22 protein-coding genes are annotated in these 22,245 nt (G+C 64.4%); 11 read left to right on the forward strand and 11 right to left on the reverse strand.

The features are described 5' to 3' along the window. Positions 1-5: 5 nt before the first annotated feature. From DW352_RS16795 to DW352_RS16815, 5 genes are read right to left on the reverse strand one after another with little or no spacing between them, the layout of a single operon-like run. Complete coding sequence (locus DW352_RS16795) at positions 6-977, reverse strand: Bug family tripartite tricarboxylate transporter substrate binding protein (RefSeq protein WP_115692417.1); 972 nt, start codon at positions 975-977, stop codon at positions 6-8. 25 nt (positions 978-1,002) lie between these two features. Beyond that, entirely contained in the window at positions 1,003-1,782 is a 780-nt protein-coding gene (locus DW352_RS16800) for an SDR family oxidoreductase (protein WP_115692418.1), read from the reverse strand. Between the two features lie 9 nt (positions 1,783-1,791). Next, a complete protein-coding gene (locus DW352_RS16805) occupies positions 1,792-2,730 on the reverse strand; it encodes a 4-hydroxy-tetrahydrodipicolinate synthase family protein (RefSeq protein WP_115692419.1) in 939 nt (312 codons plus the stop codon). A 36-nt stretch (positions 2,731-2,766) separates the two neighbouring features. Then, positions 2,767-5,073, reverse strand: coding sequence for a molybdopterin-dependent oxidoreductase (locus DW352_RS16810; protein ID WP_115692420.1), 2,307 nt, complete (start codon positions 5,071-5,073; stop codon positions 2,767-2,769). A 54-nt stretch (positions 5,074-5,127) separates the two neighbouring features. After that, positions 5,128-5,850, reverse strand: coding sequence for an aspartate/glutamate racemase family protein (locus DW352_RS16815; protein ID WP_115694453.1), 723 nt, complete (start codon positions 5,848-5,850; stop codon positions 5,128-5,130). 183 nt (positions 5,851-6,033) lie between these two features. Between DW352_RS16815 and DW352_RS16820 the strand changes: the two genes are divergently transcribed. Beyond that, the gene (locus DW352_RS16820) at positions 6,034-6,501 is read left to right on the forward strand and encodes an Lrp/AsnC family transcriptional regulator (RefSeq protein WP_115692421.1); all 468 of its coding nucleotides are present in this window, start codon (positions 6,034-6,036) and stop codon (positions 6,499-6,501) included. Positions 6,502-6,575: 74 nt separating this feature from the next. Here DW352_RS16820 and secA read toward each other — a convergent pair whose 3' ends face one another. Beyond that, positions 6,576-9,374 (reverse strand): preprotein translocase subunit SecA, encoded by a 2,799-nt coding sequence (gene secA / locus DW352_RS16825; RefSeq protein WP_115692422.1) that lies wholly within the window; start codon positions 9,372-9,374, stop codon positions 6,576-6,578. Positions 9,375-9,703: 329 nt separating this feature from the next. Here secA and DW352_RS16830 point away from each other — a divergent pair, with 329 nt between their 5' ends. The 4 genes from DW352_RS16830 to DW352_RS16845 all read left to right on the forward strand — a co-directional run bounded on the left by DW352_RS16830 (position 9,704) and on the right by DW352_RS16845 (position 12,827). Continuing rightward, positions 9,704-10,636, forward strand: a complete 933-nt coding sequence (locus DW352_RS16830; protein WP_115692423.1) for a peptidylprolyl isomerase — start codon at positions 9,704-9,706, stop codon at positions 10,634-10,636. A gap of 252 nt (positions 10,637-10,888) precedes the next feature. Next, positions 10,889-12,124, forward strand: coding sequence for a bifunctional glutamate N-acetyltransferase/amino-acid acetyltransferase ArgJ (gene argJ / locus DW352_RS16835; protein ID WP_115692424.1), 1,236 nt, complete (start codon positions 10,889-10,891; stop codon positions 12,122-12,124). A 102-nt stretch (positions 12,125-12,226) separates the two neighbouring features. Next, positions 12,227-12,625 (forward strand): 8-oxo-dGTP diphosphatase MutT, encoded by a 399-nt coding sequence (mutT, locus tag DW352_RS16840; RefSeq protein ID WP_115694454.1) that lies wholly within the window; start codon positions 12,227-12,229, stop codon positions 12,623-12,625. Positions 12,626-12,662: 37 nt separating this feature from the next. Next, positions 12,663-12,827 (forward strand): Flp family type IVb pilin, encoded by a 165-nt coding sequence (locus tag DW352_RS16845; protein WP_342634876.1) that lies wholly within the window; start codon positions 12,663-12,665, stop codon positions 12,825-12,827. A gap of 197 nt (positions 12,828-13,024) precedes the next feature. Here DW352_RS16845 and DW352_RS16850 read toward each other — a convergent pair whose 3' ends face one another. Beyond that, positions 13,025-13,924 carry a methyltransferase domain-containing protein gene (locus DW352_RS16850; protein WP_115692425.1) on the reverse strand — a complete coding sequence of 300 codons (900 nt, stop codon included), beginning with the start codon at positions 13,922-13,924 and terminating at the stop codon, positions 13,025-13,027. A 117-nt stretch (positions 13,925-14,041) separates the two neighbouring features. Between DW352_RS16850 and DW352_RS16855 the strand changes: the two genes are divergently transcribed. Genes DW352_RS16855 through DW352_RS16870 form a run of 4 tightly spaced genes read left to right on the forward strand, consistent with a single transcriptional unit; the run spans position 14,042 to position 16,449 of the window. Then, complete coding sequence (locus DW352_RS16855; protein ID WP_425374615.1) at positions 14,042-14,764, forward strand: ComF family protein; 723 nt, start codon at positions 14,042-14,044, stop codon at positions 14,762-14,764. Between the two features lie 31 nt (positions 14,765-14,795). Next, a complete protein-coding gene (gene grxC / locus DW352_RS16860; RefSeq protein ID WP_115692426.1) occupies positions 14,796-15,092 on the forward strand; it encodes a glutaredoxin 3 in 297 nt (98 codons plus the stop codon). After that, positions 15,089-15,967, forward strand: a complete 879-nt coding sequence (locus DW352_RS16865; protein ID WP_115692427.1) for a carbon-nitrogen hydrolase family protein — start codon at positions 15,089-15,091, stop codon at positions 15,965-15,967. Before grxC ends, DW352_RS16865 begins: the two co-directional genes overlap by 4 nt. Continuing rightward, a complete protein-coding gene (locus DW352_RS16870; RefSeq protein WP_115692428.1) occupies positions 15,964-16,449 on the forward strand; it encodes a DUF1178 family protein in 486 nt (161 codons plus the stop codon). Before DW352_RS16865 ends, DW352_RS16870 begins: the two co-directional genes overlap by 4 nt. Before the next feature lie 122 nt (positions 16,450-16,571). Here the strand turns inward: DW352_RS16870 and DW352_RS16875 are convergent, their stop codons facing one another. The 4 genes from DW352_RS16875 to ubiG form a co-directional block, all read right to left on the reverse strand. Beyond that, entirely contained in the window at positions 16,572-17,246 is a 675-nt protein-coding gene (locus DW352_RS16875; protein WP_115692429.1) for a spermidine synthase, read from the reverse strand. A gap of 6 nt (positions 17,247-17,252) precedes the next feature. Beyond that, positions 17,253-18,137, reverse strand: a complete 885-nt coding sequence (locus DW352_RS16880; RefSeq protein WP_115692430.1) for an EamA family transporter — start codon at positions 18,135-18,137, stop codon at positions 17,253-17,255. 267 nt (positions 18,138-18,404) lie between these two features. Continuing rightward, complete coding sequence (locus DW352_RS16885; protein WP_115692431.1) at positions 18,405-18,749, reverse strand: hypothetical protein; 345 nt, start codon at positions 18,747-18,749, stop codon at positions 18,405-18,407. Continuing rightward, positions 18,746-19,507, reverse strand: a complete 762-nt coding sequence (gene ubiG, locus DW352_RS16890) for a bifunctional 2-polyprenyl-6-hydroxyphenol methylase/3-demethylubiquinol 3-O-methyltransferase UbiG (RefSeq protein WP_115692432.1) — start codon at positions 19,505-19,507, stop codon at positions 18,746-18,748. The genes DW352_RS16885 and ubiG overlap by 4 nt, the downstream gene beginning before the upstream one ends. A 77-nt stretch (positions 19,508-19,584) precedes the next feature. Between ubiG and DW352_RS16895 the strand changes: the two genes are divergently transcribed. Together DW352_RS16895 and DW352_RS16900 are read left to right on the forward strand one after the other, a co-directional pair. Next, the gene (locus DW352_RS16895) at positions 19,585-20,808 is read left to right on the forward strand and encodes a putative DNA modification/repair radical SAM protein (protein WP_115694456.1); all 1,224 of its coding nucleotides are present in this window, start codon (positions 19,585-19,587) and stop codon (positions 20,806-20,808) included. Next, on the forward strand, positions 20,805-22,244 hold the full coding sequence (locus DW352_RS16900; protein WP_210209848.1) for a UdgX family uracil-DNA binding protein: 1,440 nt from the start codon (positions 20,805-20,807) through the stop codon (positions 22,242-22,244). Before DW352_RS16895 ends, DW352_RS16900 begins: the two co-directional genes overlap by 4 nt. Position 22,245: the final 1 nt, after the last annotated feature.

Genomic DNA, 22,245 nt, shown 5'->3' on the forward strand with positions numbered 1-22,245 from the left:
GTCGCTCATTCGGCCTTGATGTTGGCGTCCTTGATGATCTTGGAGTAGGTCGCCATTTCCTTGTCGATGAACTTTGCAAACGCGTCGGAGGTCGAGCTCTTGGCTTCAAAGCCGAGCACGCCCAGGCGCTGCTTCACTTCCGGCTGCGCCAGCACCTTCGCGACATGCTCCTGAATGTCGGCGACAAGCGCCGGCGGCATGTTCTTCGGACCCCAGAGGCCGTACCACGAGACGAACTCGAGCTTGTCGAGCCCGGACTCTTCGACCGTCGGAATCTCCGGCGCGGCTTCCACGCGATTAAGGCTGGTGATGGCGAGCGCCTTGATCTTCTTGCCTTGCGCCAACGGCAGCGACGACAGCATCGGATCGGCGATGAGCTGAATTTGGCCGGCCATGAGATCGTTCAGCATCGGTCCCGCACCTTTGTAGGCGATGACCAATGTATTGACGCCGGCGCGGCGCTTGAGAAGCTCGACCGCGAGATGGCCGGCCGAGCCGAAGCCGGACGTGGCGAAGGTGTACTTGTCGGGCGCCTTGCGAACGAGCTCGAAAAATTCCTTCAGATTGTTGGCCGGAACGTTAGGCGCCGTCGACACGACCAGCGGACCGACCGCGACCAAAGAGATCGGCGTGAAGTCCTTGACCACGTCGTAGGGAATGTTCTTGAACAGAAACGGCGTGGTGACGTGAATCGAGGCGGTGAGCAGCAGCGTGTAGCCGTCGGGCTGAGCCTTCGCGACGGCATTGGCGCCGACCGTGCCGCCAGCGCCGCCCGCGCGGTTTTCAACGATGACCGACGAGTTGAATGACTCGCCCAGCTTCTGCGCAAGAATGCGCGCGACGCCATCGACCGAACCGCCGGCCGGATAAGGCACGACCATACTGACGGTTCGGTTGGGATAAGTTTCAGCGAGCGCCGGAGCGGCAACGCCAATGACTGCGCCGGCCAGCGCCACCGCAAAAGCGATATGTTTCATAACGATTTCCTTTCAGGGGTCTTGATCAGAAAGTCCCTGGATAGCTTCCCCCATCGACCAATAGGTTTTGGCCCGTGACGAACCCGGCGTGTTCGGAACAGATAAATGCGCAATATGCGCCCAGCTCGGGCGGACGCCCGTAACGCTTGGCGGGGTTGCCGGCGGCGCGCGCCTGCCAGATTTCATCGAAGCTCTTGCCGCCCTCGACCAGCATGCCTTCGATGTGCCGGCGCTGGCCGTCGCTGTCGAAGATGCCGGGCAGAAGATTGTTGATCGTGACGTTGTGCTCGACCGTCTGCCGCGCGAGACCGCCGACGAAGCCGACAAGGCCGGAGCGCGCGCCGTTCGAGAGCCCAAGCTCATGCTGCGGAATCTTAACGCTGCGCGAAACGATATTGATGATGCGGCCGAAGCGGCGATTCATCATTCCGTCCACGGTGAGCCGGATCATCTCGATCGGCCCGAGCATCATGGAGTCGAGCGCGCCCAGCCAGTCGTCGCGCGTCCAGTTGCGGAAATCGCCGGGCACCGGACCGTCGGCATTGTTGAGCAGGATGTCCGGCGCCGGACAGGCGGCAATGGCGGCCTGCCGGCCTTCCGGCTTGGTGATATCGCCGACGACGGGGGTGACCTTCACGCCCGTCGCCGCGCGGATCTCATCGCACGCCTGTTCCAGGACGTCGCGCGTGCGCGCGACGATCGTGACGTCGACCCCCTCTTTCGCCAGCGCCATCGCGCAGGCTTTGCCAAGGCCACGGCTCGCGCCGCTCAACAGGGCCTTGCGGCCGGCGATCCCGAGATCCATGCGTGGGTCTCAGGCCGCGACCGACAACGGCTTGATGTTGTAGCCGTACTTCTTGTCGAGGCCGAGCTCCTGCACGATGCGCAAGCCCTTGGCCAGCGCTTCGCCTTCGAGGCCGGAGAGCGGCTTGCGCAGATCGCCGGCCGGCATGCCGAGCGCCTTCATCAGCGACTTCACCGCGACCGGATTGATTGCCGAGTATGTGTAGTGGAGCAGCGGCAAGAGGCCGAGATAGGCATTCTTGAAGCCCTCGGCTTCGGCGTAGCTCTTCCACGGCGTCGAAATGGTGGCGACCTCACCCGGCGCGACATTGCCGGTCATGTTCGCGGTGCCATGGCCGCCAAGGCTCATGGTCGGCACGACGAGGCCGAGATTGGGGCTGTCGCAGCACATGACCGCGACGCCCGTCTTGGCCGCCAAAATCTGCGCCACCTGACCGACGCGCGTCGTGGACTCCTTGTGCACGACATAGTTCGGATGCTTGAAGATGCGGATCAGGTTGTCCCAGTGCAGATCGCTCTTCACGCGCGGCGGATTGTTGTAGATGCCGAGCGGCAGATCGGTCGCGTCGGCGACCTCGAGGAAGAAGCGCTCGATATCGGCCTCCGGCGCACAGATATAGGCAGGAGCCGCCAGGATCGCACCGTCGGCGCCGTTGTCCTTGGCGAACTTCACGCTGGCGATCGTCGACTCGGTGTTGTTGCCGGTGCAGCCGAAGAAGATCGGCATCTTCGCCGTCTTCATCTTCGCGCATTCGACGATGATCTTCTTCTTCTCCTCGGGCGAGAGCATCGAGGTTTCGCCGGTCGAGCCCATGATGAGGATGGCGGAGGTCCCGTTGTCCTCATGGAACTTCAGCAGCGTGCGGAAGGCCGCGAAATCGACCGAGCCGTCCTTGTTGAACGGAGTGATCAGCGCAACGAAGGAGCCGGTCATCAGCTTTTTCGCCATTTCATATCTCCATCATGGGCAATTTAGGTGAGGCTATCATGCCGGAACCGTACCGGCACGAACAATGGTTGGCGGGGTAAAGGCCTCGGTCGGCGGCAAGTCGCCGTCCCAAAGCGCGATATCGACCAGCGCGCTGAGGGCGCTGGGCCCTTGCGTCAACCGCGAAGTGCCGATGTCACGCGTCAGCACATTGGGGTTGCCGTGGCGCTCGAGCGCGCCATCCGCATCCCCCGGGTCGAACCACGCACCGGTCGGCATCACGGCGACGCTCGGCATGACGCCGGTATCGATCACGGCAGCGGCAAGACAGGCGCCGCGCGCGTTGAATACGCGTACGATATCGTGGTCTTTGATGCCGCGGCGCGCGGCATCATCCGGATTGAGTCGGACCGTCTCGCGGTCCTTGATCTTGTGGCCGCGGGAGAGGCGCGCGGGATCGAGCTGACTGTGCAGCCGATCGACGGGCTGATGCGTGATCAGATGCAGCGGCCATTGCGCGGCGTCTGCGGCACCAAGCCATTCCGACGGCTCCATCCATGCGGGATGCTCGGGGCAATCGTCGTAGCCGAAGCTGCCGATCTTCTCCGATGCGATTTCGATCCGGCCGGACGGCGTGTTCAACGGATGCAATTCGGGGTCGCGGCGGAAATCGGCGAACAACACGAAGTCCTCGTCGGGCGGCGGCAACTCGACGAAGCCCTGACGCCAGAAATCGTCGAAAGACGGCAGCGCCACGTTCTTGCGCGCCGCGCCGGCGACGACGCGCTCGTAGATCGCACGGCACCAGGCCATTTCGTCACGGCCTTCGGCGAAGGCCTCTGCATAGCCGAGCCGCTTCGCCAATGCATGGAAGATGTCGAAGTCGGAACGCGCTTCACCGACGGACGCGATGGCTTGGTGCATCGCGAAAATATACGGATCGCGCGAGGAGCCGCCGACATCGTTGCGCTCGAGAGTCGTCGTTGCCGGCAGCACGATGTCGGCATGCCGCGCCGTCGGCGTCCACCAGCTCTCATGCACGATGACGGTCTCGGGCTTTTGCCAGGCACAGCGCAGCCGGTTGAGATCCTGGTGATGATGGAAGGGATTGCCGCCCGCCCAATAGACAAGCCGGATATCCGGATAGACGGCACGGCGCCCGTTGAACTCATAGTCAGCGCCGGGATTGAGCAACATGTCGGCGATGCGCGCGACGGGAATGGACGCCGCGGCCGGGTTTGGCGGCGTGGCGATCTCCGGGCCTGGCAATTCGGCGCGCGGCACGCCGACGCCGTTCAATGAGCCGTGACCGAAGGCGAAGCCGCCGCCGGGCGTACCGATGCCGCCGAGCATCGCGGCAAGCGCGATCGAGGCCCAATAAGGTTGTTCGCCGCGATGCGCGCGCTGCAACGACCAGGCGACCGTGACGAGGCTGGTCGTTCCTGCGGCGTCGCGCGCCAATGCACGGATCGTTTCGGCGGCGACGCCGGTGATGCGCGAAGCCCACGCCGCATCCTTGGGCGTGTTGTCGTCCGCGCCCGTGACATAACGCTTGAACCGGTCGAAGCCCACGCAATAGCGCGCGAGAAAGGCCTCGTCGTGCCGGCCTTCGGCGATCAAAGTGTGCGCCATGCCAAGCATGAGCGCTGTATCGGTGTTGGGCCGGATGGCGATCCAGTCGGCGTCGAGAAAGTCGGGCGCATCCGCCTTCAGCGGACTCACCACGACGAAGCGAATGCCGGCGGCCTTGGCGCGGCGCAGCCATTGCTCGAGCACATGCGCGCCGGCGCCGCCCGAGCTCACCTGGCCGTTCTTCAAGGCAAGGCCGCCAAAGGAGAGGACAAGCTTGGTATGTTTGACGATGGAGGGCCAGTCGGTAACGCGACCGGCAACCGGCTGATACGTACCGATCACGTGCGGCAGCAGGAATTGCGCCGCACCCCAGCTGTAATTGCCGACCTGATCGACGCAGCCACCGCCTTGAAACAGAAAGCGGCGCGTGAGCGTCCGCGCATGATGCAGGCGGCCGGCGGACGACCAGCCATAGGAGCCGCCGAAGATCGCCGTGTTGCCGAAGTCGCGGCGAACGCGCGTCAGTTCGCCGGCGACGAGATCGAGTGCTTCGTCCCAGGAGATCTCGTGGAAACGATCGTTACCCGTGCGCGGCTTCCCTTCGCGCCACCCTTCGCGGACCGCGGGCCGCGCGATGCGTAACGGCGAATGGACCATCTCAGGGATCGCCGTGAGCATCGGCGAGGGCGCGGGATCGCCGGCGAAGGGCTCGCAGCCAACGACGCGTCCATCCTCGACGAGCGCGTTGAACGCGCCCCAATGCGCGAGGGACGGCACGCGCCTTTGCGTCATGGCTCTATCCGCCTCGCCAGATCCCTGCCGCTCGCCACGACCGCATCCTCTCCGTTACGCCGCGTTCAAGCGCGACGAGCCATTTTGCGCAAGCGAAAAGTCGACTGCGGTGTCGGCATGGATAAGCGTCGAATCGAACGCCGGCAGGTCGATATCGTTCTCGCCGATGAGCAGTCCGATCTCGGTGCAACCGAGAATGACGGAGTCCGCGCCCCGCACGCGGCCACGCGCGATGACATCCTTGAAACTCTGACGCGAGCTATCGCGCACGATGCCCTGACACAGCTCGTCGAAGATCGTCGCATGCACGACGGCGCGATCCGCGGCATCGGGCACCAGCGGATCGAGATCGAATTTTTCACGCAAGCGCGACAAATAGAAATCCTGTTCCATCGTGTAGCGGGTCGCGAGCAAAAGGGGCCGCCGCGCGCCGGATTTTCTCACGGCGTCACCCGTCACATCCGCGATGTGCAGGAGCGGCACGGAGACCGCGCCTTGGACGATGTCCGCGAGCTTGTGCATCGTATTGGTGCAGATGACGATACAGGCGGCGCCGGCCTGTTCGAGTTCGCGCGCGTACCGCGAGAGGACTTGGCCCGCCTGGTCCCACTCGTCGGCCCGTTGCAGGCCAACGATGCTGTCGAAATTGACCGAGCGCATCAGCACTTCCGCCGAGTGCAAGCCGCCCAGCCGGTCGCGCACCTGTTCGTTGATACGCCGGTAGTAAACCGCGGTGCTTTCCCAGCTCATGCCGCCCAAGAGGCCGATTATTCGCATTGCCTTCAATTCCATTCCTGCCGATTTGCGGTAGGAAAATAACGAAGATAGCGCGCAATCTTAGCAGCGAAGATTCGGCCATATTGAATATTTCAGGCTATTATTTTTCTTCTATTTTTGGATATGAGCTATAATATTTCACTAATTTGGAAACCTAAACAAACGGCATTCGCCCCACCTCAAATGGACGCCACCGACCGCAAGATCCTCGACATCCTCCAGGCCGACGCCTCGATCCCCGTCGCCACCATCGCTGAGAGGGTCGGTATGAGCACGGCCCCCTGCTGGCGGCGCATTCGTAAGCTGGAAGAAGACGGCGTCATCACCCGCCGGGTGGCCTTGCTCAGCCGGCGCAAAGCCAACGTGCCGATGACGGTATTCGTCGCCGTGAAAGCGCCGCGACACGCGGTCGAGTGGCTTCAGGCGTTCCGCAAGCTCATCGCCGACATCCCGGAGATCGTCGAGGCTTGGCGGCTCACCGGCGAAGCGGACTATCAGCTCCGCATCGTCGTGCCCGACATCGAAACCTACGATGTCGTCTACCAGCGCATGATCAGCCGGCTCGAGTTCTCGGACATCAGCTCGGCCATCGCCATGGAAGAAATGAAGTACACGACCGCCATTCCGACGAATTACATCGCCACCAAATAGCGTCTTCGCCGCCGCTCCGGGCAGACGAAGAAGGGGCGTCGCGGCAGCTCACATCATGAGGGCGCAGAGCGCCCTCATGCGAACCGGCCGTGGCAGTGCTTGTACTTCTTGCCGGAGCCGCAGGGGCAGACCTCGTTGCGGCCGACCTTGCCCCAGGTCGTGGGGTCCTTCGGATTTCGCTCCAGCACCGCCGTGCCACCGTCGCCGGGAGCGAGCACTGGCGTCGCCGACAGCGGCGACAGCGACATCTCGTCCTCGCCTGTATTCGGGTCGAGGTGATGCGCCTGCATCGGCGGCAAGGTCTGATCCTGCTCTTCCGGCGGCTGCTGCACGACCTCGACGCGCATGAGCTGCGCCGTGACGGCCTCGCGCAGATGCCCGACCATGCTTTCGAACAGGGCGAACGCCTCCGCCTTGTACTCGTTTAGCGGATCGCGCTGGCCGTAGCCGCGCAGGCCGATCACCTGACGCAGATGGTCCAACTGGATCAGATGTTCGCGCCAGAGATGGTCGAGCGTCTGCAACAGGATCGACTTCTCGACATAGCGCATGACGTCGGGGCCCCACTTGGCCACCTTGCCCGCCATCCACTCATCGGCCCGGCGCTTGATGCGGTCGGTCACCTCTTCGTCGGCGATGCCTTCTTCCTTGGCCCAGTCCTGCACCGGCAACGCCAGGGTGAGCACCTCGCGGAGCTGCTCGTCGAGCCCGGCGGTGTCCCACTGTTCCGGATAGGCGTTCGGCGGGATGTGCTTGGCGACCATCTCCTCGATGACTTCGTGACGCATGCCGACGATGGTCTCGTCCACCGTCTCGTCGCGCATCAGGTCGAGCCGCTGCTCGAAGATCACCTTGCGCTGATCGTTCATCACGTTGTCGAACTTGAGCAAGTTCTTGCGGATGTCGAAGTTGCGGGCTTCGACCTTCTGCTGCGCCTTTTCGAGCGCCTTGTTGATCCAGGGATGAACGATCGCCTCGTTCTCCTTCAAGCCGAGCTTGGTCAACATGCCGTCGAGCTTGTCGGAGCCGAAGATGCGCATCAGATCGTCTTCGAGCGACAGGAAGAACTTGGAGTGACCCGGGTCGCCCTGACGGCCGGAACGGCCGCGCAGCTGATTGTCGATACGACGGCTCTCGTGCCGTTCGGTGCCGAGCACGAAGAGACCGCCGGCGGCGAGCGCCTTCTCCTTAAGGTGCTTGATCTGCTCGCGGATGGCTGCCGCGCGCGGATCCCGGTCGCGCTCGCCCCAATCCGTAATGTCGGTGATCTCCTGGCGGATGCGCATGTCGGCATTGCCGCCGAGCTGAATGTCGGTGCCGCGGCCCGCCATGTTGGTGGCGATCGTCACCGCGCCGGGCACGCCGGCCTGGCTGACGATATAGGCTTCTTGCTCGTGATAGCGCGCGTTGAGGATCGCGAAGACCTTCTTCTGCGTGTCGCCGGAGTAAAGGTCGCGGAACGCATTGGTGTCGGCAAAGTCGTGCTGTTCCCAGCCTTCCTTGCGCAGCAATTCGGCGAGCAGTTCGGACTTTTCGATCGAGGTCGTGCCGACCAGCACCGGCTGGCCACGCTTGCGGCAATCGTCGATCAGCGTGATGATGGCGCGGTATTTCTCCGCCGCCGTACGGTAGACTTCGTCGTCGTCGTCGATACGCGCCAGCGGCTTATTCGTCGGCACCTCGAGCACATCGAGGTTATAGATGTCGAGGAACTCTTCGGCTTCCGTCAGCGCCGTACCGGTCATGCCGGCGAGCTTCTCGTACATACGGAAGTAGTTCTGGAACGTGATCGAGGCGAGCGTCTGGTTCTCCGGCTGGATCGGCTGGCGCTCTTTGGCCTCCAGCGCCTGATGCAGGCCTTCCGAATAGCGGCGGCCCGGCATCATGCGGCCGGTGAACTCGTCGATGATGACCACCTCGCCGTTGCGGACGATGTAGTCCTTGTCACGTTGGAACAGCTTGTGTGCGCGCAGAGCCTGGTTGACGTGGTGCACGACGGAGACGTTCTCGACATCGTACAGCTTGCCGCCCTTGAGCTGGCCGGCCTCCCGCAACATCACTTCCATCTTTTCCATGCCGGCTTCGGTCATGGTGACGGTGCGCTGCTTCTCGTCCACCTCGTAGTCACTATTGTCCAGCCTCGGGATGAAGGCGTCGATCGTGTTGTAAAACTCGGAACGGTCGTCGAGCGGACCGGAGATGATGAGCGGCGTCCGCGCTTCGTCGACCAGGATCGAGTCGACTTCGTCGACGATGGCGTAGACGTGACCGCGCTGGACCATGTCTTCCAGGCGGTACTTCATGTTGTCGCGGAGGTAGTCGAAGCCGAGTTCGTTATTGGTGCCGTAGGTGATGTCGCAATCGTAGGCCTTCTTGCGTTCGGCGTCGTCGAGGCCGTGCACGATCACGCCCGTGGTCAAACCGAGGAAGCCGTAGACCTGGGCCATCCATTCGGCGTCGCGCTTGGCAAGATAGTCGTTGACCGTCACGACGTGCACGCCGCGGCCGGAGAGCGCGTTCAGGTAAACCGGCAGGGTCGCGACCAGCGTCTTACCTTCGCCGGTCTTCATCTCGGAGATCTTGCCCTCGTGCAAAATCATACCGCCGATGAGCTGCACGTCGAAATGCCGCTGGCCGAGGGTGCGCTTGGCCGCCTCACGGACGGTCGCGAAAGCCGGCACCAGGATATCGTCGAGCGAGGCGCCCTCGGCGACCTGCTTCTTGAACTCCTCGGTGCGGGCGCGGAGCTGCTCGTCGGTGAGCGCCGCGACCTCTTTCTCGAGCGCGTTGATCGCAGCGACCCGCGGTTGATAGCTGCGAATCCGCCGCTCGTTGGCGGAGCCGAACAGCTTGCGGGCAACGGCGCCGATCATAGGGGCACTCCTGGTCTTCAATGGCCGGGGCGTTTTACCACGCCGCCGCGGCCGGATTTGGCTTCCGGCGCTCCGGAAAACGGCTCTTTTCGGGCAATTTCGGCGCGAACCGCGCTTGTTTAAGCCAATTCAGCCGAGGTCGTTCCGAGAGATAGGAGGGGGTCCTAATATTGTCAATTGTTGGCTCCCTACGCCGTTAACCCTCGCATTCGGTGCCGGGACCGTGAAGTTTCCCCCTGTCACGCTGCCATTGCAAAGCCATGGTTGTTGGGTGACAAGTCGGCTCGCGCCCGCGTTTTGCGGACGCTTCCAATTCCAAAGGACCGTTCATGACGACCACCCTTCCAACCGGACGCCCGGCGCGCCGTGCCGGCGCCCTCGCCGCCGGCTTGGCCTGCCTGCTGGCGCTGCTGTTTGCGTCCGCCGGCCCGCTGGCGGCCCAGGACAAGGACCCGCTGGTGGCCAAGGTCAACGGTGTCGAGATCCACGAAAGCGATCTTGCCGCCGTCGAGGAAGAAGCCGGTCAGCTTCCGCCGATGTCGGCGGACGCCAAGAAGGATTATCTGGTCACGCTGCTGACCGACATGATCCTGGTGTCGAAGGAGGCCGAGGCCAAGAAACTGGGCGATACGCCCGCTTTCAAGGCCAAACTCGAGTTCGCCCGTAAGAAGCTGCTGATGGAACAGCTCCTGGCTTCGGCCGGCAACGAGGCGATGACCGATGCCGCCATGAAGAAGGTCTACGACGACGCCATCAAGCAAATGGGCACCGAGCAGGAAGTCCATGCCCGGCACATTCTGATCCGGGCCGCCGCCGGCGACGACAAGGCCAGCAAGGAAGCCGAGGACAAGATCAAGGCGATCATCGTCCGCCTGAAGAAGGGCGAGGACTTCGCCAAGGTCGCGGGCGAGACCACCGAAGACCCCTCTGGTAAGTCCAGCGGTGGCGATCTCGGCTACTTCAGCAAAGAGCAGATGGTGCCGGAATTCGCCGAAGTGGCGTTCAAGCTCGACAAGGGTCAGATTTCCGACCCGGTGAAGACCCAGTTCGGCTGGCACGTCATCAAGGTCGAGGACAAGCGGACCAAGGCGCCGCCGAAGTTCGAGGACGTGAAGCCGCAGATCGAACAATACGTCCAGCGCAAGGCGCAGGCCGACCTCGTCACCTCGCTGCGCGCCAAGGCAAAGATCGAGAAGATGTACACCGTCCCGCCGCCGCCGGCGGTCCCCGGCGATGCAACACCGGCGCCTGACAAAAAGTAAGCGTCACACACGTTACACAGAAGCAAGAGATGCCCGGCCTAGTGCCGGGCATTTTCGTACTGGCGGGACCTTTTGCATTTGTCATGGCCGGGCTTGTCGCCGAAGTCGGGGTTACCCGACTTCGGCGTAAAAAGAGCGCAACTCGGGCAAGCCCGAGTTGCGTGTGCCACCCCGCTTAGGTAGGCACTGTGATGCCCAGCTTATCGGGATCGCCGGGACAAGCCCGGCGATGACAACTCGCTAGGTCTTGCCATGTCCTCTGCTATCTCCCCCCTCGCCCCGACACACGTGCCCGACATGCCGGCGATCGCCGGCGTGCGCATGGCAACCGCCGAAGCCGGCATCCGCTACAAGGGCCGCACCGACGTGCTGCTGGCGCTGTTCGACCCCGGTACCACGGTGGCCGGCGTGTTCACGACCTCGAAGTGTCCGTCGGCGCCGGTCGAATGGTGCCGCGCTAATCTGAAGTCAGGCAAAGCCCGGGCGCTGGTGGTCAACTCCGGCAATGCCAACGCCTTCACCGGCAAGACCGGGCGGGCCGCGACCAAGCTGACCGCTGACATCGCCGCCAAGACCATCGGCTGCAAGCCGAACGAGATCTTCCTCGCCTCGACCGGCGTCATCGGCGAACCGCTCGACGCCACCAAATTCGCGCCGGTGATGCAGAGCCTCGCCAACAGCGTCTCCGGCACCTTCTTTCATGAAGCCGCCTCGGCGATCATGACCACCGATACCTTTCCGAAAGTGGCCACCGCGACAGCCAGGATCGGCAAGGCAAAAGTGACGATCTGCGGCATCGCCAAGGGGGCCGGCATGATCGCGCCCGACATGGCGACCATGCTGTCGTTTGTGTTTACCGACGCCGCGATCAGCGCGCCGGCGCTGCAGGGCCTACTCAAGGAAGGCGTCGGCTCCACCTTCAACGCCGTCACCATCGACGGCGACACCTCGACCTCCGACACGCTGATGATGTTCGCCACCGGCCAGGCCAAGGGTTGCCCGAAGATTGCGCGTGCCGCCGACCCCCAGCTCAAGGCGTTCAAGAAGGCGCTGCACGACGTACTCGCCGATCTTGCCGAGCAGGTCGCGCGCGACGGTGAAGGCGCGCGCAAGCTGATCGAGATCGTGGTCGAGGGCGCGGTGTCGGACAAGTCGGCGCGCAAGATCGCGATGTCGATCGCCAATTCGCCGCTCGTCAAGACCGCGATCGCCGGCGAGGACGCCAACTGGGGCCGCGTGGTCATGGCCGTCGGCAAGGCCGGCGAACCGGCCAACCGCGACAAATTGTCGATCTGGTTCGGCGGCATCCGCGTCGCCCACAAGGGCGCGCGCGATCCGGGGTACGACGAGGCCAAGGTCTCGGCCGAGATGAAGAAGCCTGAGATCTTCCTCAAGGTGGCGCTGGGCATGGGCAAGGGTCGCGACCGGGTGCTCACCTGCGACCTCACCAAGGAGTATGTCGCCATCAATGGCGACTACCGCTCTTAACCGGTCGTTCACCGTGGCCTCCGCCCACATACCACCGCACCGGCGCTCCGAAGAGCGCCTTAACCTTGGCGTCCCTATGCTCGACGGTGAAGGGCTGTGAGTCTGAAGCTTGTTCTTGTCGCTGCCTGCGCCCTCATCGATGTCGATGGCCGCGTGCTGATCGCGCAACGGCCGGAAGGCAAACCGATGGCGGGCCTGTGGGAATTTCCCGGTGGCAAGATCGAGCAAGGCGAGCGGCCCGAGGAAACGTTGATCCGCGAACTCAAAGAGGAGCTGGGAATAAGCGTCAGCGAGCCGTGTCTCGCGCCGCTCACCTTCGCAAGCCACGCCTATCCTGACTTTCACCTCTTGATGCCGCTTTTTGTATGCCGGCGCTGGGAGGGGACGGTCACGCCGCTGGAGGGGCAGAAGCTCGCTTGGGTGAGGCCGAACCGGCTCAAGGAATACGAGATGCCACCGGCCGACGTGCCGCTGGTCTCGCATCTGATGGCGCTTTTGTAGTTCCCGGCCGCACAGGCAGGCCCCGATGCACCGACTGATGTCCATGACGAACGTCCGCCGGTTTCTGTCGAACGAAGACGGCAGCACGGCGATCGAATACGCGCTCATCGCTTCGGGCATCAGCATCGCCATTGTCGGCACTGTGACGACCCTCGGGTCGCAAGTCGGTGCTCTCTTCGACAAGGTCGCCGCGCTTTTCTAGGGCGCCTCTCGACCCGACCGCTTTCACGCGACACAAGCGAACAACGGCGCACCGTGCCGCCGGCGTTCGTGCGCAGGCATGGCTTGCTCCCTCTGAGGGCGGCATGAATCTCGGACTTTGTAACCCTCACCAGACGCGCTGACGCGCGTCGACCCCTCTCTATGGGAGAGGTGAAGCGCGCCTGCGGCAAGCGACCATCAGTCGCCCGGCTTGTCGCCGGTTGGGAGCTCCTTGGTGCCGAGTGCATCGGCGAGCCGAACCGTCGCCGAGCCTGGCTTTAGCGGCTTCTGCTGGCTTTCGTGCGGCGCCCAGCCCGACAGCCAGGCGATCTCGAAGGTCGCGCGCAACCGGCCATCGCTGTCAGCGAAGCGCTCGGCATAGATCTGCGCCATGCGCAACAAGGTGGCGCGCTTGAGCGGCGCGCGGCGGCGCTCGGTGAGCACATTGGTCGCACCCATCGCGCGCAGATCGCGCATCAAGCCAAAGGCATTGTCGTAGCGCACGGTCAGCCGGTCACTGTCCGCCACCGGCAGCGCGAAACCGGCACGCTGCAGCAAGCCGCCGAGATCACGCAGATCGGCAAACGGCGCCACGCGCGGCGACAGGCCGCCTTCGATCTCGCTCTCCGCCTGCGCAAAGGCCTCACGCAACTCGCTCAAGCTGTCGCCGCCGATCAGCGCCGCAAGGAACAACCCATCCGGCCTGAGCGCGCGGCGGATCTGGATGAGCGTACCGGGCAGATCGTTGACCGTCTGCAGCGACAGCGCGGACACGACAAGGTCGAGCGAGGCGTCGGCGAAGGGCAAAGCCTCCTCGTCGGCGGCGACGCGGAGAAACCCCTTCCCCTGCGAGACCACGTCGGGCTCGACCGCGATCAATGTGCCGACCTTTCCGCCCGCCGCCGCCGCGCGGCGCACGGCGTCGGTCGGCGTGCCGAGATCGATGCCGACGTCGAAACTGCGCAGGACCGCCGCCAGGCGCTCGGCCAAATCGTCGGCCACGCGATCGACGAGGAACGTCGCCGGGCCGAGCTTGCGGGCGCGGGCGCGACGGGCGCGCAGAAGATGGCGATCGAAGATGATGGGGCCTTGGCTCACATTCCGTCCTGTCACGCCCCGCGCAAGCGGAGCATCCAGTAATCACCGCGCTTCATATGGGTACTGGACTGCCCGCTTGCGCGGGCAATGACGCCTCTGTTGTGGTAGCCTTTGTCTATGAATGGGCCCGGCTCGACAAGTCAGGAGTCCTCAATTCTCGCGCGCGCCGGTCACGGCTTGCGCGCCGCATTCCGATTCACACTCGACGTCGCGCTGCCGCCGTTGTGTCCGTCCTGCCGCGAGCCTTTGGGTGACGGCGCCGGGCTCTGCGCCGCCTGCTGGTCGAAGCTGTCGCTGATCGAACCGCCTTATTGCGCGCGGCTCGGCATCCCGTTCGTCTACGACCCCGGCCCCGGCCTTCTGTCCATGGAGGCCATCGCCAATCCGCCGGCCTATCAGCGGGCGCGGGCGGCCGTCCGTTACGACGAGGTCGCGAAGACGCTGGTGCACGGCTTCAAATACAGCGACCGGCTCGACCTCGCCCCCATGATGGGCCGCTGGATGGCCCGCGCCGGACGGGAGCTCCTCTCCGGCGCCGACGGGCTCGTGCCGGTGCCGCTGCATTGGCGCCGGCTCTGGGGGCGGCGCTTCAACCAGTCGGCGGCGCTCGCCGGCGTCATTTCCGACATTGCCGGCGTCCCGGTCCTGCATGGCGCCCTGCGGCGGCTACGAGCAACCCGGCAGCAGGTCGGTTTGTCGCAGGCGCAGCGCGCCGAGAACGTCCAAGGCGCCTTCCGCATTGACGCCCAGGGGAAGGCGGCGGTCGCCGGCCGGCGGCTCGTCCTGGTCGACGTTCTGGTCTTCGCCCGGGTTGTGGCGGCGGCCAAGAGCACCATATAAGCTGCTGACCGGTAACGCGGAATTTGTCTCCATGCCTCCCGTCGAAATCTACACCACCCGCTATTGCCCCTATTGCACGCGCGCCAAGGCGCTGCTGAAGCGCAAGGGCGTCGACTTCAAAGAGATCGACCTCGCCGGCAATTGGGAACTTCGCGACGAAATGATCCAGCGCGCGAACGGCCGTACGACCGTGCCGCAGATCTTCATCGGCAGTATGCACGTCGGCGGTTGCGACGACCTGCATGAGCTCGATTACGACGGCAAGCTCGACCCGCTGCTCAAGGACGAAGGGCTGGGCGACGGACCGAGCAAAGGACAGCCGGCATGACGGCGAAGGCGACCTTCAAGGCGGCGATGATCCAACTTCGCGTGGGCCTCGAGCCCGCCGTGAATATCGACGCCACCGTGAAGCTGATCGGCGAAGCCAGGGCCGCCGGTGCCGATTACGTCCAGACGCCGGAGATGACGAACATCCTCGCGGCCAAGCGCGAGCAGCTCTTTGCCAAGATCGTGGACGAAGACGCCGATCCCGCGCTCGCGGCGTTCCGCGATCTCGCGCGCACGCTCGGCGTTTTCCTGCATATCGGTTCGCTGGCGATCAAGGTGAGCGCGGAGAAGGCGGCCAACCGCGGCTTCCTTATCGATCCGCAGGGCAACATCGCCGCACGCTACGACAAGATCCATATGTTCGACGTCGACCTCGCCAACGGCGAGAGCTACCGCGAGTCGAACAATTACCGGCCCGGCGAGAGCGCCGTGCTCTCGGACCTGCCCTGGGGACGCGTGGGCCTCACCATCTGTTACGACCTGCGCTTCCCCGCGCTCTACCGCGCGCTCGCCGAAGCCGGAGCCACCATGCTGGCGATCCCCTCGGCCTTCACGCAGCAAACAGGCGAAGCGCACTGGCATGTGCTCAACCGTGCCCGCGCCATCGAGAACGGCTGCTTCGTGCTCGCAGCCGCGCAAGGCGGCAAGCATGAGAACGGCCGCGAGACCTTCGGCCATTCGCTGATCGTCGATCCCTGGGGCCGCATCCTCGCCGAAGGCGGAACCGAGCCGGGCATCGTGATGGCGGAGATCGATCCCGCCGCCGTCGCCACGGCGCGTGCACGCATTCCGTCGCTGCAGCACGGGCGGCGTTTCGACATCGTCGAGCCCCTGGCGGAGCCGACGCATCTGCACGTGGTCCGGGGCGCCGAATGATCAAGTACGCCCTGGTCTGCGATAAAGGCCACGAGTTCGAAAGTTGGTTCGCCGATAGCGCCGCCTACGACAAGCAGGTGAAGCGCAAGCTCGTCACCTGCCCGGCGTGTAACTCGGCCAAGGTCGAGAAGGCGATCATGGCGCCGCGCCTCGCGACATCGAAGCAGCGCAAGGGCGCCATCGAGATGCAAATACCGGCGGAGACGCCGGCTGCCGCCGAAGCGCCCACCGCCGCGCCGGTGGCGATGATGTCGCCGCAGGAGCAGGAGTTTCGCGCCAAGCTGAAAGAGCTGCGCGATCACCTGACGAAGAACGCCGAAAATGTCGGGGCGAAGTTTCCCGAACAGGCGCGCAAGATGCATTACGGCGAGATCGAACATCGCTCGATCTACGGCGAAGCCTCGCCCGAGGAGGCCAAGGAACTCGCCGAGGAAGGCGTCGAATTCCATCCGATCCCGGTGCTGCCGGACGAGCGGAATTAATCGCCACATGGTAGGCGTCTCCGCCGTGATGTCCGGCCTTGTGCCGGGCATCCACGTCTTTATGTGCCTCCGCAAGCAAGACGTGGATGCCCGGGACAAGCCCGGACATGACAGAAAACGCTTCACCCCCGCCGCGTCGCGATCCAGATGAAATGCTGCGCGCGGCCCTGCGGCCCCTTGGCCCGCACGGCGTTCTCGGTGACGTCGAAGCCGCCCTTGCGTAACCTGCCCGTGAATTTCACATCCGGCGCCGACGACCACACCGCCAGCACGCCGCCGGGCCGCAACGCCTTGTGCGCGGCGGCGAGTCCGTTGACGTCATAGAGCCGGTCGTTGGCCTTACGCACGATGCCGTTGGGGCCGTTGTCGACATCGAGAAGGATCGCGTCGTAATCGGCGCGCCCCGCCGCAATCAGGTCGACGACATCCTGCTCGTGAATGGTCACGCGCGGATCGGTGAGACTGCCGCCGAACAGCGCCGCCATCGGGCCGCGCGCCCAGGCGACCACCTTCGGCACCAGCTCGGCGACGACGATGCGCGCATCCGCGCCGAGGACGGTGAGAGCGGCCCGCAGCGTGAAGCCCATGCCCAGTCCGCCGATCAGGATCTTCGCCGCCGCGTGCGACCTGATCTTGTCACAGGCCATCGTCGCGAGCGCCTGTTCGGTCGCGGTCAACTGGCTGTTCATCAGCACGTTGCTGCCGAGCTTGATCGAGAACTCCTCACCGCGCTGCATCAGCTTCAGCGCGGCTCCGCCAGGCACTTGAGCCGTATCTAAATGCTTCCAGGGAATCATGAGAACCTAGTAACTCCACACCAAGAGCAATACGCCAAACACGACCAGCACCACCCCGCCGATCTCCCGCGGCGTTGTCGGCTGCTTGAACCAGAAGTGCGTGACGGCCTGCGCGAACAGCACTTCGACGAGCGCCAATGTGCGCACGCTTGCCGCTGTCGCGATAGCAAACGCCAGAAACCAGAATTCCGAAGCGAACGCGCCCATGAATCCGGCGAACAGCGATGGCCGCCAAGCCCTGGCGATGGCGCGCAGCACCGGCGGATCGCGCAGCCATAGATACAGCGACAACATCGCCGCCTGCATCACGAGACCGACCGCCAGGGTATAGGTCGCCGACAGCACGAAATGCGGATGGCCGAGCGAGAGAATGGCGCCGCGGTAACCGATCGCCGACAGCGCGAACAGCGCGCCGGAGCCAAGACCGATCACCGTGGAGCGCGTCGTGGTCGTCTTGCCCGCGCCCGGCTTGAGCGAGATTAGGATAACACCAGCGGTGGCGATGACGACGGCCGCGGCCAGCATCGGCGTCACATGATCGCCCAGGAAGATAAGGCCGAAGATCGCCACCTGCACCGGCTCGGTCTTGATGTAGGCATAAGCAACGACGAACGAGCGCTCGCCCATCACCGACAGCATGGTCGCGGTCGCGGCGATCTGCGTCACCGCACCGAACACCACCCACGGCCAGAACATCGCCGGTGTCGACGGCCAGCCCTGGCCGGTGACGATCAACACGCCGGCGAGGAACAGGATCGCGAAAGGAAAACCGAACAGGAAGCGCACATGCGTCGCACCGACGGTGCCCAGCGTCGCGGTCAACTCGCGCTGCATGGCATTGCGCACCGTCTGCGCCGCTGCGGCAATCAGCGTGAAGATGGCCCAGAGCATTCCCTCTCCCCGGTCATGCGCGGACGTGACCCGCGCATCCATAATGGCTCGCGACGCGCGAGAGCCCTGCGATGGTGCTTGGTGTGAGGCCTCATGGATTGCCGGGTCAAGCCCGGCAATGACGGTTAGTATGCCTTTGACCCGTCCCCCTAGGTGCGCGAAGCGAGCCTCGAAGGGCGACGGCCGGGCAGGCAGTGTCCGTCATCCGTCGACGCGCGCAAAGGCGCGCACCTCAGGATGACGGAGAGAGGCAGCGGAGGCCAAGTTTTAAGCCGCGCTCACCTTGATCTCCGCCGCCGCCGGAAACTCGGTCACCTTGCCCTGCTCATTGTCGACCAGCAGCATGAGATCGAAATAACGGATGGTCGGCGCGGCGCCCGTACGCTTGATCACGGACTGGCGCCATTCCTCGTTGTGAGCGCGCTGTGCCGCCTCGACCGACGGCCAGATATAAACGCCAGCGCCGGTCTTGCCGTTGAGTTCGAGCAGGAAGTGCTTGCGCAGCAATTCCTTGTTCGCCTGCCATTTCGGCACGACGTGCTTGGCCTCTTCCGCGACCTGCTCGCGCGTCCAGCCCTTCGGTGAAGGGAATTCGACCAACTCCAAAATCATGCCGCCTCTCCCGCGTTATCCCGCGCTGCGACCAGCATGTAGTTGACGTCCATGTCTGACGACAATTGCCAGCGGTCGGCGAACGGATTGAATACGACGCCGCGCTCGCCGATCACACGCAGCCCGTTAAGCTCGATCGCGCTCTCGAATTCCTGCGGCGTGACGAATTTGTCCCATTGATGAGTGCCACGCGGCACCCAGCGCAGAACATACTCGGCACCGACGATCGCCAGCGCGAAGCTCTTGAGCGTGCGATTGAGCGTCGCCCCGACGAGCAGGCCGCCCGGCTTCACCATTGAAGCGCAGGTGCGGATGAAATCGGTGACGTCGACGACGTGCTCGACGACTTCCATCGCCAGCACCACGTCGAAACGCTCGCCCCCTTCCGCCAATGCCTCGGCGGTCGTCGCGCGATAGTCGATCGAAAGCTCGCCCTCCTCCGCGTGCGCGCGCGCCGCCTCGATATTTTCCTCGGCGGGGTCGGCGCCGACCATCTCGGCGCCAAGCCGCGCCAATGGCTCGGACAGAATCCCCGCGCCGCACCCGATGTCGAGCATGCGCAGACCCTTGAGGCAGTCGAGCTTCCTGGCATCGCGCCCGAAGTAACCCGCGACCTCGTCGCGGATGTAGCCGACCCGCACCGGATTGAGCTTGTGCAGCGCCGCCATGGGCCCGCGCGCATCCCACCACGTGGCGGCCATGCGCGAAAAGCGCTCGATTTCGCGCGCGTCGACCGAAGCCCGTTCAGTGGCGCTCATGCGAACTAATCCCTTGGGAACACATGACAAAGTTCCGTGTTGACTCGCCGTCGGCAATAGAACAAACAGAGAACATGATGCCTTCGGCCTTGCAGTCGAAACTCGAAATTCTCGCCGACGCCGCCAAGTATGACGCGTCCTGCGCCTCTTCCGGTGCGCCGAAGCGCGACTCGCGGAATGGCAAAGGGATCGGATCGACCACCGGCGCCGGCATCTGCCATTCGTATACGCCCGATGGGCGTTGCGTGTCGCTCCTAAAAATCCTGCTGACGAACTCCTGCATCTTCGACTGCGCCTATTGCATCAACCGCCGCTCGAGCAACGTGCGGCGCGCGCGCTTCACGGTCGAAGAAGTCGTGATGCTCACCCTCGAGTTCTACAAGCGCAACTACATCGAAGGCCTGTTTCTCTCGTCCGGCATCATCCGCGATGCCGATTACACGATGGAGCAATTGGTTGAGGTCGCGCGGCAATTGCGCGACGTGCATGGCTTCCGCGGCTACATCCATCTCAAGGCTATTCCCGAGGCGAGCCAAGACCTCATCGCACAGGCTGGGCGTCACGCCGATCGGCTGTCCATCAATGTGGAGCTGCCGACTGAAACCGGGCTCAAGCGCTACGCCCCGGAGAAGCGCACGAGCACGATCCGCAGCACGATGGCCGGCCTCAAGCTGAAGATCGACGCGGTCAAAGGCGAACGCAAGGCGCCGCGCTTTTCACCGTCGGGACAAAGCACGCAGATGATCGTCGGCGCCGACGGCGCGAACGATGCCGCCATCCTCTCGACGAGCGCGACGCTTTACGCGAGCTACGGCCTGCGGCGTATCTACTATTCCGCTTTCAGCCCGATCCCCGACTCGAGCAAGGCTTTGCCGCTTGCCGCGCCGCCGCTGCAGCGGGAGCATCGGCTGTATCAGGCCGATTGGCTGATGCGGTATTACGGCTTCGAGGCCAGCGAGATCGTGCAAGGCAGCGCCGACGGCATGCTCGATCTCGGAATCGACCCGAAGCTCGCCTGGGCGCTCCGCAACCGCAATCGCTTTCCGGTCGACATCAACCGCGCCGATCGCGAATTGCTGTTGCGCGTACCAGGCCTCGGCGCCCGCACCGTCGACTGGCTGATCGACGCGCGGCGGCATCGCACATTGCGGATGGACGATATCGCACGGCTGACCGGCGCGGTGCGCCGCGCCCGGCCCTTCATCATCACGCCGGACCACCGGCCGGTCGCCGATTCCGACAGCGCGCTGCTCCGCGCCCGGCTTGCCCCGAAGCCCGTGCAGATGAGTTTGTTCGGATGAGCACGCAGTATCGCATCGTCATGCATGAGGAAACGTCGCTCGAGGAATTTCGCGAGCATGTGCGGGCGCTCATTGCCGCGCGGGTTGCACCGCGCGCCGTGACCTGGATGACGACGGGTGACGACCTGTTCGGCGCGACACCGCTGCCGGACGCAAAAATCCCGAAGTTCACGGTGCCCGGCGCCTATGTCGAACTGGCGCGCGAGGTGCTGCATCACCGCGATCCGCAGCGCTTTTCGCTGCTCTACACGTTGTTGTGGCGGCTGCTGCACGAAGACCGCATGTTGCTGTCGATCTTCTCCGATCCGCTGGTTTACAAGCTGCGCCAGATGCAGAAAGCGGTCGGCCGCGACCTGCACAAGATGACGGCCTTCCTCCGCTTCCGCAAAATCGAGGACGACGACGGCGAACGTTTTATTGCCTGGTTCGAGCCGCAGCATCTGATCCTCAAGCCGGCCGCCGAATTCTTCGTCAAGCGATTCGCCAACATGCGCTGGTCGGTACTGACGCCCGACGGCTCGATGCACTGGAACGGCCGCGTGGTGGCATTCGGGCCGGCCGTGACGAAAGCGCAGGCGCCCGCCGAGGACAGCATGGAGGAATGGTGGCGCAGCTATTATCGCGCCACTTTCAATCCGGCGCGCGCCAATCCGAAAATGATGAAGACCGAAATGCCAGTGCGTTACTGGAAGAACCTGCCGGAGGCTTCGCTTATTCCGGAATTGCTGGCGCAAGCCGAGCAGCGCACCGGCACCATGATCGAAGCCGCGCCGACGGCCCCGCGCAAAGTCCGGGCGCCGGTGAGTGCCGTGGCCGAGGAGGGCGGCGAGGCGCAAAGCCTGGCCGCGCTCAAAACGCAGGCGGCGGCCTGCCAGCGCTGCCCGCTGTTTTGTGACGCGACGCAGACCGTGTTCGGCGAAGGCCCAGCCGACGCACCGGTGGTGTTTGTTGGCGAGCAGCCGGGCGATCAGGAGGATCTGGCCGGTCAGCCCTTCATCGGCCCGGCGGGTCAATTGTTTGACCGGGCGATGGCGGAAGCCGGCGTCGATCGCAGCCGCGCTTACGTCACCAATGCCGTGAAGCACTTCAAATTCACGCCGCGCGGCAAGAAGCGCATCCACCAGAAGCCGAATACGGGCGAGGTCGAACGGTGCCGCTGGTGGCTCGACCGCGAATTGGCTCTCATTCGGCCCAAGCTCCTGGTGGCGCTGGGCGGCACTGCGGCGCGGGCACTGACCGGCAAGGACGTGAAGATCACCCAGATGCGCGGACGCACCGTGCACCTGCGCGACGGCATGAGCGTGCTCTTCACCGTGCACCCGTCCTATCTGCTGCGGCTGCCGGACGCCGCCGCCCAGGCCGCCGAGTACCGCCGGTTCGTCGACGACCTCACGCAGGTCCGGCTGGCTTTGCCGGCCCTCGCCAGAGCAGCCTGAG

It is taken from the genome of Pseudolabrys taiwanensis (assembly GCF_003367395.1).
GTDB lineage: Bacteria > Pseudomonadota > Alphaproteobacteria > Rhizobiales > Xanthobacteraceae > Pseudolabrys > Pseudolabrys taiwanensis.